The sequence below is a fragment of the Paenibacillus agricola genome (genome assembly GCF_011440305.1).
In the GTDB taxonomy this organism is placed as follows: domain Bacteria; phylum Bacillota; class Bacilli; order Paenibacillales; family NBRC-103111; genus Paenibacillus_S; species Paenibacillus_S agricola.
Window position 1 is genome coordinate 46,870 of sequence record NZ_JAAOIW010000024.1, and the last position, 12,353, is coordinate 59,222.

At 41.6% G+C, this 12,353-nt stretch carries 9 protein-coding genes; 4 read left to right on the forward strand and 5 right to left on the reverse strand.

What is annotated here, in order from left to right; all coding sequences use genetic code 11:
* Nucleotides 1-27 precede the first annotated feature (27 nt).
* The 5 genes from G9U52_RS34975 to G9U52_RS34995 all read right to left on the reverse strand — a co-directional run bounded on the left by G9U52_RS34975 (nucleotide 28) and on the right by G9U52_RS34995 (nucleotide 6,822).
* Complete coding sequence (locus G9U52_RS34975) at nucleotides 28-1,182, reverse strand: M24 family metallopeptidase (RefSeq protein ID WP_166156838.1); 1,155 nt, start codon at nucleotides 1,180-1,182, stop codon at nucleotides 28-30.
* A 43-nt stretch (nucleotides 1,183-1,225) separates the two neighbouring features.
* A complete protein-coding gene (locus G9U52_RS34980) occupies nucleotides 1,226-2,533 on the reverse strand; it encodes an MFS transporter (protein WP_166156841.1) in 1,308 nt (435 codons plus the stop codon).
* A 544-nt stretch (nucleotides 2,534-3,077) separates the two neighbouring features.
* Nucleotides 3,078-4,172: a GerAB/ArcD/ProY family transporter gene (locus tag G9U52_RS34985; RefSeq protein WP_166156844.1), complete on the reverse strand. Its 1,095-nt coding sequence runs from the start codon at nucleotides 4,170-4,172 to the stop codon at nucleotides 3,078-3,080.
* Between the two features lie 27 nt (nucleotides 4,173-4,199).
* Nucleotides 4,200-5,279, reverse strand: a complete 1,080-nt coding sequence (locus G9U52_RS34990; RefSeq protein ID WP_166156847.1) for a Ger(x)C family spore germination protein — start codon at nucleotides 5,277-5,279, stop codon at nucleotides 4,200-4,202.
* Between the two features lie 13 nt (nucleotides 5,280-5,292).
* Nucleotides 5,293-6,822: a spore germination protein gene (locus G9U52_RS34995; protein ID WP_243767741.1), complete on the reverse strand. Its 1,530-nt coding sequence runs from the start codon at nucleotides 6,820-6,822 to the stop codon at nucleotides 5,293-5,295.
* Nucleotides 6,823-7,018: 196 nt separating this feature from the next.
* Between G9U52_RS34995 and G9U52_RS35000 the strand changes: the two genes are divergently transcribed.
* From G9U52_RS35000 to G9U52_RS35015, 4 genes are all read left to right on the forward strand, one after another.
* A complete protein-coding gene (locus G9U52_RS35000) occupies nucleotides 7,019-8,575 on the forward strand; it encodes a response regulator transcription factor (protein WP_166156853.1) in 1,557 nt (518 codons plus the stop codon).
* The gene (locus G9U52_RS35005) at nucleotides 8,572-10,266 is read left to right on the forward strand and encodes a cache domain-containing sensor histidine kinase (protein WP_166156856.1); all 1,695 of its coding nucleotides are present in this window, start codon (nucleotides 8,572-8,574) and stop codon (nucleotides 10,264-10,266) included. Before G9U52_RS35000 ends, G9U52_RS35005 begins: the two co-directional genes overlap by 4 nt.
* A gap of 197 nt (nucleotides 10,267-10,463) precedes the next feature.
* Nucleotides 10,464-11,291 carry a sugar phosphate isomerase/epimerase family protein gene (locus G9U52_RS35010; protein ID WP_207953397.1) on the forward strand — a complete coding sequence of 276 codons (828 nt, stop codon included), beginning with the start codon at nucleotides 10,464-10,466 and terminating at the stop codon, nucleotides 11,289-11,291.
* Nucleotides 11,292-11,306: 15 nt separating this feature from the next.
* Nucleotides 11,307-12,353, forward strand: a complete 1,047-nt coding sequence (locus G9U52_RS35015; RefSeq protein WP_166156859.1) for a zinc-dependent alcohol dehydrogenase family protein — start codon at nucleotides 11,307-11,309, stop codon at nucleotides 12,351-12,353.

The window sequence follows — 12,353 nt, forward strand, 5'->3', positions numbered from 1 at the left end:
TCCTTTAGTCTAATGTGCGGTTTTAAATTACCAATGGTTACGATACGGGAAGTTTGTCATTGATTCCGCGCCATCCTTACGGATTACAACGCTATCTTCAATCCTCAATCCGCCGACTCCGGGAATCAGCAGTGTAATGACGTAAGCAAGTGTCTGATTTTCATGAAGAATCCCTTTCATTCCGGGAGCCAAGATAGGCATCTCTTCTTCCGGATCCATGCCTAATCCATGTCCAACGCCTCGGCCTTCTCCCGGTGAGTGAATGTAACCGTATTTGGCCAATACTTCGTTGGCAGGATAGCTGGCTTCTTCTCCGGTTAAACCGGGACGCAGATATTTAAATCCAGTTTCGTAAGCTTCAAGCGCCGCGTCGAACATAGCTTGCGCTTCTTTGGACACATTACCGAATGTGGCACCACGCGCCATATCGGAGGCATAACCGTTGTATCTGCAGCCCATATCGATGAGAAGCGTATCCCCGTCTTTAAGCTTACGGTCTGTCGGCCGTGCGAGATAATAATCGGATGAGTTCTCTCCGGTTTGTACCATAATATCGAATGCGACAGTATCTGCACCATGATCGAACATGGCGAGATAGGCTTGCTTGGTCAGTTCCTTTTCAGTAGCGCCTTCCCGAGCCGCTACTCTAATAGCTTCAATCCCCAAATCCGCCAAATATCCGGCAACTTTCATATTGCGGATTTCCGTTTCGCTTTTAATCGACTTTAAAAAATCAATGATAATGGTTGGTTCAACTTGGATATTCGGTAATGATTTTTGAATGACGCTCCAGAACTCCAAAGCCAGATATTTATACCCGGCAATGCCAACTTTTTTTACATTACCCGATGCGGCATATTCTTCAAGCACCGGACCTAGGTCTTGTCTGATGCCGCGGACGTCCTTGACCACAGAAGCTGCACCGATGGAAGTCAAACTGCTTTCAACAAAAAGAATCGGATCTCCTTTTAATGGTACGATTACGATAGCGGGATACGGGAATATTCCGTCAAATGCCCTATAATTGGATAACCAACGAACATTGCTCATCCGATAGCTGTCGGACCAGGCGATAATAAGGTCATATCCTTCTTTGGCCATTTCAGCTTGTGTTCTGCGGACGCGATCCATATATTCTTCTACCGGAATGTCATGAAGAGTACTGTGTAATGCAGGTTTCATATTCAATTACCATCCTTATTCATTTTAGTTTTTGAGTCATATCTTAGGCTTTTTCGGGAGGAACATCGGTCAGGTCTTTTTGATAGGTTTCAGTAGCCATATAGACCGACACAAAACTGATAACTCCTAATATCACCACATACAAGGCGATCGGCCAGTAATGTCCCGCCCACGCCAGTAGAGCGGTTGCTAGGAATGGGGCCGGCCCTCCAACTAAAATACCTGACAATTGATAGCTGATGGAAGAACCGGTATACCGGGTTTGCGTATCAAATCGTTCCGCAATAAAGGAAGACATCGGTGCGAATGTTGCTCCATGTCCGACTGCGATCCATAATATGAGAGCAATCCAGATCAATGCGGTAATCTTGGTTTCAACCAGCCAAAAGAAAGGGAATGCAAATATCACAAAAAATAAACATCCTGCCATAAAAACAGGCCTGCGGCCAATTTTGTCCGTGAGAGCTCCAAAAAGCGGAATAGTAAACAATTCGACAACAGCTGCAACAGAGACGCCGGTTAAAAACATAGTCTTATCCAACGACAAATATTTAGTCGCGTACAGAAGGACGAATACATTCGAAATGTAGTAACTGGCATCATTGGCGAAGCGGGAACCTAAGGCTATCAGAACCTCTTTCTTAGAAGTGCGCAAAACTTCCTTTAAAGGATTCTTAATTTGATTTCCTGCCTCTTTAGCCTGTATGAAGGCGGGCGTTTCCATAACCTTTAAACGAATAAACAGCCCTGTGACCACTAAGAGAATGCTTACCAGAAACGGAATTCTCCAGCCCCAGGTCAGAAACTGCTCTTGCGGCATAGAGGAGAAAGCTGAAAAAACAACTGTCGAGAGAAGAAGTCCTATAGGAACACCCATCTGAGGCCAACTACCGTAAAATCCGCGTTTTCCTTTAGGGGCATGCTCTATGGCTAACAGGACGGCTCCGCCCCACTCTCCGCCGACTGCAATACCTTGCAATACTCTAAGGGATACGAGTAAAATAGGAGCCCAAACTCCGATTTTGTCATAAGTCGGCAACAGTCCGATGCAGAAGGTGCCGATTCCCATAAGCAGTAAACAGATAATCAACGTCGTTTTGCGCCCCAACTTGTCCCCGTAGTACCCGAAGATAATACCGCCCAATGGCCTGGCCATAAAGCCGGCCCCAAACGTTGCGAAAGCTAATAAAGTTCCTATCAGCGGATCAAACGACGGAAAAAATAACTGATTAAACACCAAAGCCGCTGCCGTTCCGTAAAGGAACCAATCGTACCATTCTATAGCTGATCCGATTAAGCTGGCCATAGCCACTTGTCGCATCTCTTTTTTTGAAAGGGCCAATTTTTTCATCTCCAATACTGTTTATTAATAAATATCAAGGCCGCTTTGCTGATAATGATCAAATGGTTAGAGAGTAAATGCTTTCATAAAGTCAACCTCCTTCGAATAATACATTAAACAATATTATCGTGCACGATATTTAGTAATCATACATTATAAACGCTTACATTTCAATATGTTTTTAAGGAATAAAATAATAGAGACCGTTTTTTAAATCTATATATGTCTAGATTGGCTTCGCTCGGTTTGTACTTCAAAGCGGACCTATAGATGAATCCGAATGAAAGATATTGTTTCTCAATCTTTTGAGATTTCATACTTGCGTTGCATTAACGACTCTGTTCGTATTAATTATGTCTAAGGATAGAGCCATCAATAGTAAATATTAGATATCGAATCCGGCCAGGTGTTGATACACCTTTTGGAGAACCACATCGGAGTACGGATTGGTTGCTTCCATCACGGCTGGAACCGAAGACGATTACAACAGTTCAGGCCTATCGTATTTTAAATGATGCAGCTGCGACGATTGGGCTTGGCGAGGTCTTAGCCCTCATTTTTTCAACCTAAATTTTTGTCTAATATGGACGATAACAAAGAGGAGAGGGATATATACATATACAAAACAAAAACCTATATTTGAATATAAATTTTCGTATTGCTGGATTTGTCTGTGCTCCTCTAATACATTACATAAAATAAACAAAGCAATGAGAAAGAATAACAAAATAAAATGTTGTTTGATTTTTAAGAATCTCTTAGTTCCGCGACAGGCTCCCCATAGACTTAAACAAACTCTGGGTAAAACGGCGAGGCACCATAAGGAAACTACAATATATTCGAATCTTTCTATAAAAGGCAACTCAACAATTTTTAGAAATGTTATTACTGGCCAAATGAGATGCTTCAGATGCTCCTGATTAAAATAAACAAATGTGATTAATGTTAATATAAGATAGAGCACACTAGTGAACAAAATTCCACATTGTGCCCATATTTGTGAACGTTCAGGATTTTTTATTAAAGGGTAGAACAGTAGTAAGCATTCGAAACCAAGAAACGGTGGAAGCGCCAATTTAGATGATAATACTACATCCTTAACAGGATGATTAAAAAATGGAAGCAAATTATCTAAATAAACATACGATAAGGGAGATAATAAAACGGGGAACAAGCAAGTGAAAGCAATAATCAGGCCCCAGAAGCACATTCCGGTAATAACACGAAAACCACCAGTTACAATATAATAAATAAGAATTAGCAACACAAAGCTTATTTGCCAAGTCTTCATTAGCGGAAACATCCAAACCTGGATGGTTTCAATGTAGGAACGCAGAGAAATCAACGCAGTCAGCAGAAAGTAGACGATAACAAAAATGTTGATTACCCCACCGCACCATTTCCCAAAGCAAAAAGGATTGATATAAAACAGATCATCATTCGCTATATGAAGAATGCGATACATCATCCAAACTATAAAATGAATACTTAAACCACACAAAATGATGGACATCCACGCATCATAGCCGGCCCGCTCAGCAATATTTCTTTGAAATTTTGCCATCTCGATGCCAACTTGTGCAGAGGTTATCAGAAAAAAGCAAAAAAAAGGAGAGACTTGAAATCGTTCATTTATTAAAGCTTTCACCTCAGTACTCCTCCTAAAAAGTTTGAATTATTCGATAATACCGGTTTGTAAAATATCCACATTTATATGAACTGTTGTTTTTAAGTCTGGATATACTTTTTGAAATTGATCATTGTCCCAATTTCTTGATTTTGCCCGAACCCGGTCTCCCAGTCTGAGAGGATCAACTTTATTCTTTTTTAATAACGAAATGAGGTTCTCCATGGCTTGCGTAATATGTTCATTAATTATTTTTTCCGCTTTCAGGACACCTTGAATATTGGTAAAATCAAGTTCAGGCATGGCTTCTTGAATTTGGCATTTTAACGTTACATCTATAGATATATCCGGGATTGGAGCTATTTTATTAACTGTATACTTAGTTTTTGAATCGAGATTTTTGAGTAATATAAAACCTTCCAGGTTGTTTTCGTTGATTTTAATTTTGTAATTACCATTTTGGTTTCCCTCAAGCAGCATTTTTAATAGTAATGAGTCTCGCATATTTATGTTAGTCACATACTTGCCTTCTTTTAATAAAGCTAAGCCGTCGATCTTGACCTCATCCTCCTCCGTGATGAAGTAAGGTAAAAAGGGATCCCTACCTAAACTGTAAAATCTTTCCAAAAATAAGTGCAAGTTCATTCTTGGCAAATTTCCAACCTCTATATTATGTTCGATTTTATTACTTAGGTGGAATGGAACATTCACATTCTTGCTTAATTCTAATAAGGCTCCGGCTTTATCCATCGCAATGCCTAGTTGTATGCGACTTGCTGTATGGGGCTCCCGGCTCAGATTTTCTATATATTCATTAATCCCTTGATTAGCCAATTCTTTACCGAACAATACCAAACTTAGTTTCCCTGTTTCGATTGGATATGGAGATTTTGTGCTTAATCTCGGGAAAATATCATGGTAGGAATCCGATTCTGTCCTATAGATATTTAGCTTAACTTTCCCTTTTTCTTCGAATCGGGGATAGATAACCGTTCCTTTAATTTTCCCTTCTTGCAAATCCAAAGCAAGATCTTGAATGATTTGGATTTTATCGATGATCTTAGTGTGAAGGGTACACCCGGTTAGAAAGACAATTAGACTGAAGGCAAATAGTGAAAATGGTTTCATACCTCACCTCATATCATTCATTGAAATCATTTTTGTTCTTTTTCTGACTGTTTGGATTATATCTCCAAAGCGATTTCGGACGTAGATAGCCTGGCCGTTTTGCAAGTTCTTGATAAGAGGAGCGTATTATAGTGTCTTTAAAATCTTTAGGCCGAAATGGATACAACGGAACTGTATAAGGTGAGCCTAATGATTCTAATCGTGTGAGATGAGCGAATAAAAAGCAGATTCCGAGCACCACACCGAAACCTCCCCATATAGCTGCTAAAATGATTAACGGAAAACGTAAGAAACGGATCGTGTTTGAGAATTTATAACTAGGTGTCGTAGAAGAGGCTAAGGCGGACAAGGCAACGATAATGAGCAACACATTGCTTGTCAGCGCAGCCTCAACTGCAGCTTGACCTATAACAATACCGCCTACAATGCCCAACGTTTGTCCGACCTTAGCAGGCAGACGTGCTCCGGCTTCACGCAGAAGCTCAATTGTGAACTCCAAAAAAAGCACTTCTAATACCGGAGGGAAAGGAACGTTATGACGGGAGTACACAAGGGGACCGAGTAAAACTTTAGGAATTAACTCATAATGGTAAGTTAAAACGGCGATGTATATAGAAGTCGCAAATATAGAGAAAAGAACGCCAAGGATACGTATCATACGAAAAAAGGAAGCAATTACCCATTGTAAATAATAATCTTCAGGGGATACAAAAAAATCAAACAGTGTGGCAGGTGCCGTGATTGCATAGGGGGATCCTTCGCATAATACTGCTACTTGTCCATTAATTAATGCCCAAACCATTCTGTCTACACGTTCGGTAGACAAAGATAATGGAAAAGGAGTTAAAGAATCATCGGATATAATTTGATGCAGCTGGGAGGAATCAAATACTACATCGAAATCGATATCTTGCAGTCGCTGGTTCATTGTATGAATATGCTGTGGATTCGTAATCCCTTCAAGATAAATAATTACAACCCGGGTATGCGACAGGGTACCAACATTAATTTCTTGAAAGATTAAATTAGGAGTTTTAAGATGTCCCCTCAGCAAATGAAGATTAATATCTATGTTCTCGACGAACCCAGTTTTGGGTCCTACCACACTGAACTCGTTTTCAGCCTCATTCTGGTCCCGGAGTCCGATCTCTTTATCAGAAATATTGATTAATGCACATGTATTTTCATTTTCTTTAATTTGCAGTATGGCATATCCTCTAAGTAATTTTGATTCAATAACCTCCAAACTGTCTGTTAGAATAATATCTTCGATGGGAATCATATTTTTTATATCCTTAATTTCGATGTTCGAGACATCAGTATAATGTTCCTGAAATACATGTAGTATTTTGCACTGAAGCTGCTGCTGGTCGATAAGGGTATTATAGAAAGAAATAATTAAATTCCCTTCTTCGTTCGTAACTGAAAATTGTTTGAAATCATTCGATTTTTTTGCCTTTTTAAATAATTCAACCAAGAGTTGTGGATGTGGATTTATAGGTTGGGTTTTAGATGTATTCTTTCCAAGCCATTTCTTAAACATTATATTGTTCATTCCTTCCTTGCTTATAAATTGTCCAAAAGTGTTAAAAAATAGTCTGTATATTTCTGAAATGTAGTGCCATGGAATCTTCGACAAGTTGCATATGCTAATGAATTCTGAAAAATCAATTGTTGATTTTGAGCAATTTAGGATATAAACTTCGATATTATGATACTTTAAGAAAGAGGTGGTTATTTTGAAGCTGATCCTCATTGAGGATGAACCGGAATCATTAATGGGCATGAAAAAAGCAGTAGAATCCATAAACATGGATTTTATTCTATTTACCTCGAATCATCCGGAAGACGCATTACATATCATAGAGGAGCAAAGACCGGAACTTGTTGTTACCGATATCATGCTCCCTTATATGACCGGACTGGATTTAATCGAAGAGGTTACAAGTCCGGATTATCAACCCACCGTTATTGTCGTAAGCGGGTACAATGATTTTGAATATGCCAGAAAAAGTATCCAGGTCGGTGCTGTTGATTATTTGTTAAAGCCGTTCAGCACCGAGGAATTTACGGAGAAAATTCGAAAGGCTCTTACCGCGATACAAACAGAAAACATGCATCTTCTGGAAACCAAGCAGCAAAGAAGCTTTGCGGAAATCGGGAACCGTTCTATGCGTGACGACTATCTTGTTGATTTTTGTTTAAAGCCTACCGCTTTAGTTGAACATTTATATCAAAAAATGCGGTTGTGGGGAATCGAGTGGCTTGCCAATCAAACGTTTTCCCTCCTTGTTTTGGATACCAAAGGATATCCTGACGGTAAGCCTTTGGGCCGGGAATTCTCGCTTCAAACGTTTGCCATCGGCAATATTGTTCAGGAATTAATTATTGATTATTCCCCATCCGTTACCTTTAAAGATTCTCAGAACCGTTGGATTGTACTTTCCGGCCAAGAAGATATCGAAGGCTTGTCGGCAACCGTTATCGCCCAAATCAAGCAATATCAGAAGCTGCCTCTTGCAGTTGGCGCCAGCTCAAGAATGAGTGCTTTTGAAGATATACATAACGCATATACTGAGGCCTTGAAAACCTTTCGAATAAGTTCTTTATCGGCCGGTTCGGACTATGTTTACCATAAAGCTGACGAGATTTCACCTCAGGAGGATATTTCATCTCCGAGGGTCATGTCATTGCTGATCAGTGACAGAGAGGAAGCAGTAATTGAGCAAAGTGTGAGCTATTTTATCCGTCATACCTTTTTGTCCGAGGGTACGGTAAGCAAGGAGGATATGGTTCGTAAAATTTTGAATTACCTTTCACAAATTCATGTTTGTCTTAGTGAAAAAACGTCAAGAGAGCTGGATGAAATTCCAATGAAGGTGTGGGAGCAGTTTGACGAATGTAAAACGCTGGAAGAAAGCGAGGGTGTCTTGATCCAGTACCTGATTAACCTCAGCCGAGAGATATCCCCAGTTAAATCGAATGCAATGGTGGAGCGGGCTCTGAAGTTAATCTCAGCTAGATACATGGAAGATATGACTCTGCAAATTATTGCCGATGAGTTATCCCTGCACCCTGTGTGGCTAAGCCAGCTAATTAAAAAAGAAACCGGACAAACGTATATGGCTCATCTTACAGAAACCCGTATCGAGCGCGCAAAAGCTTTACTAAGAGAAACCAGTCTCAAAATCTATGAAATTGCTGAGTCGGTCGGCTATCAAAATTTACAGCACTTCGGAACTATATTCAAAAAAAGAACAGGAGAAACTCCCAAAGAGTACCGGTACGGGAAATGAAAACAAAGCGATTTTCCTTTTTAAACAAGTTGTTTAACCGGATGTTTCTGCTCATGTCCATATGTATTTTCGTGCCTGTAGCTCTCCTTGGCTATCTTTCCTATGAAAAATCCAGAAATCAGCTGGAATCCGTGACTTCTCAATTACTTGAGGACAACCTTCGGCTAAATGCTTATCAATTGAATAATTTCTTTAAAAGCGTGGAAAAAGAATCGGAGAAAATGATTGCGTCCAAAGAGCTGCAGAACCTGCTGCGCGTAGAGCCGCCCAAGACCTACGAACAGCAGTTAGGTTTTATTAACGGGATGGTTGATGTTATTATCCAACTTAAGGGCTCATATGAACTGTATGTCATCCCGAGAAGCATAGATCAATACCCTAATTACAGGAAGCTGTTAACCTTAAATAAGCTCGGGCCCGAATCGGATGTGTTCGACAGAGCCTATAAGCTGCAAAGAAAAGGCATTTGGGTTCATGTGTGGGATGAGAATTCACAGAAACCTATTTTTATTTATGTTAGGGCGATCCTAGCCAACAATCTTGAGCCGCTCGGTATACTGGCCATTCAGATTCCTGATTATATTTTTTTGAGGGAGATGAAGTCCCCTTCTTCATTCGAAAATTATACGTTTCTGATGGCAGACCATGAGAACAACATTATTTCCCATACATCCTCCGGCCGCTACAATGAAAAATATGTGCCACGGACCGATAGGTTTGAAACCGAAATCGAACTAGAGGAGGGAGGATGGAAGCTCATTGCGGCTGTACCCCAGAAGGATATATCGGGTACTATCGAGCAGATTAAAAAGTTTACGGTTTGGATTGTTGTGGGCGGCTTGTTTCTTATTGCCATTCTTCTCACGCTGATTGTGAGGAGTGTAACATTACCGATCCATAAAATGGTGATACACATGAATAAGGTGCGTCAGGGCGAACTCACTCCTTTTCGTTTCAGCCAAACAAGTGAGGATGAGGTCGGACAGCTCGCTCAAGGCTATAATCAAATGATCTCGGGGATGACGGAGCTGCTTAAAACAACGAAGCAGATGGAGGCTGACAAGAGACAATTGGAACTTCAAACCTTAAATCATCAGATCAACCCACATTTTTTTTATAACACACTGGACGCGATCAAGTGGAGAGCGGAATTTGCCCATGAGAATAAAATCGCAACTATGGTAATGAAATTGGCTAATTTGCTTCGCTTCAGCTTAAATAATGGGGAAGAATGGACTACTGTCGAAAGAGAGATCGAGCACGCCAACAATTATTTGGACATTGAGCTGCTAAAGAGCAACCGCACTTTCCAAGTATTTATTCAGGTGGATCCGGATATTCTGAAGCTAAAGGTGATTAAGCTCATTTTGCAGCCGATCGTTGAGAACGCGGTCAAGCATGGGGTGAATGAAGTCCCCGAAGGCAAAGGGAAGATTCGTTTAACCGCAAAGCGAAGCGAGCGAGATATTGTGTTTATCATTGAGGATAACGGTCCCGGAATGAGGCATGAGCATGCATTGGAAACGAAGGGACTGCCGGAGGGCGAGCCTCATCACGGCATAGGACTGAGTAATGTCCATAAACGTTTGCAGCTCCATTTCAGCAGCGATTACGGCGTGCAGGTCGATACGAAAGCAACTCAGGGCTTTAGGGTAATCATCCGCCATCCGACCTCAACGGACACGATATAGCTTTAGGATAAATCATACATAGCCCTCGTTCGGGATTTTTTTCGAATGAAGGCTTTTTTATAATATCAAGTTGTTTTCCGGGCTCCATACTAATAATGCATGGGGAAACATTGGTTTATCCATGTTCAATCTTTTTTTATGCGTGTGTATGATAAGAGAGTAAATAATTTATCTGTCTCGAGGAGGTCGCGACGATCGTGAACATTAAATATGCCTACAATACATTGGTTTATGCAGGAGAAGATATAGAGCAAGGAATTAAGCGGATTGCCGGTTTCGGCTATGATGCAGCAGAATTTGTAGGTGACCCAGATAACGTAGATCCCCGTCATATTCGGAATTTGCTTGAGAAATATAATCTGGGGGCATCGTCGATTTGCGCCATTTACACACCGCAACGGGACTTGGTATCAAGCAATGACAAGATTAGAAAAAACGCGGTTGCCTATATTAAGCAGTGTGTTGACTTTGCTGCTTCCATAGGTGCCAAAGGCATATCCGTTACACCGACTGCCAATATGAAAATACACGCAGAAGCCGATCTGGAAACGGAGCTGAACTGGGCGGTTGAAGGAATAAGAGAAGCCGGACTTTATGCAGGCGAGCATGGTGTTAGCTTGGCTCTGGAAGCTTGGAACCGGTACGAGACTTACCTGATCAACCGTTTGGAGCAATCACTGGCTCTTGTGAATCAAATTAATCTGCCTAATGTCGGCTGCATGGGCGACACGTACCACATGAACATTGAGGAAACTGATATAGCGGAAGCCTTCCGTAACGTGGGAGACAAGCTTGCTTATGTCCACTTCGCCGATAGTAACCGTGCGGCACCAGGTCGGGGTCATATCGATTTTAGACCGATCGCTCAAGCGTTAAAGGACATCAATTATAAAGGATTTATCTCTATGGAGCTGCTGCCGCCTTTCGCGGATCCGTTTAGCGGCGTAAGATGTGAAGAATTTTATGATCCATATACGAAGGAATCCATCGATTATTTAAAACAATTATTTGGTTCTCTATCTTAAGGAGGTTTACACACAATGAAAAACACGATGTTGGCTGCCGTACTCCATAAGCCGGAGGATATGCGGGTAGAAGAAGTGCTTGTTCCGGAAATCGGAGAGAATGAAATTTTGATCGCCGTCCAACGCTGCGGCATATGCGGAACAGACCCTCATATTTACCGCGGACATTTTCCAGCTCCTACCCCTCTTATACAAGGGCATGAATTTTCGGGTGTAGTCGCCCGGATAGGAAGCGCCGTGAACACGGTTCAGGTAGGGGATCATGTTACCGCTGACATCAATATCAGCTGCGGCAAATGTTTCTACTGCCGTATGGGACAAAAGCTGTTTTGCGAGGAAATTACACAGATCGGTGTGCATATAAACGGAGCATTTGCGCAATATGTAAAGGTTCCTGAGTCTAACATCTACAAGCTGCCGGAAGACATGTCTTGGGAGGATGCAGCTTATATTGAGCCGCTAGCTTGTGTCATCCGTGGACAAGAGCGCGCCAATATTACAATGGGAAGCACTGTGGCCATTATCGGAGCCGGACCGATGGGATTGGTTCATGCCCAGTTGGCTAGGCTCAACGGCGCAAGCAAGGTTATTATTACTGAGATGAATGCAGTTCGCATCGAGAAGGCGAAAAGCTTGGGTATTGACCATGTGATTGACGCCTCAGCCCAAGATCCGGTTAAAGCAGTCTTCGATTTGACGGAAGGCAGAGGAGCTGACTTTGTCATCGAGGCAGTAGGGGCGGTACCCACCTATCAGCAGGCCTTTCAAATGGTGCGCCGTGGAGGCGTTCTCGTTACTTACGGAGCGGCGCCTGCTAATGCGGTAATGGAAATCAAGCCCTTTGAAATTTACAGCAAGGAATTGACGATTGTAGGCTCCTATGCCGGTACGTATGATACTTGGCTGAAAGCGATCCATTTAATCTCCAGTAAGCGGTTCAAACCCACTGACATTATTACGAAAACGATTCCGCTTCAGCAAGTTGAGGACGGCGTTCGGGAAGCGATGACGAATAAAGATACGATTAAGATTATTGTAGACTGCACCACTGTAAATGAATAA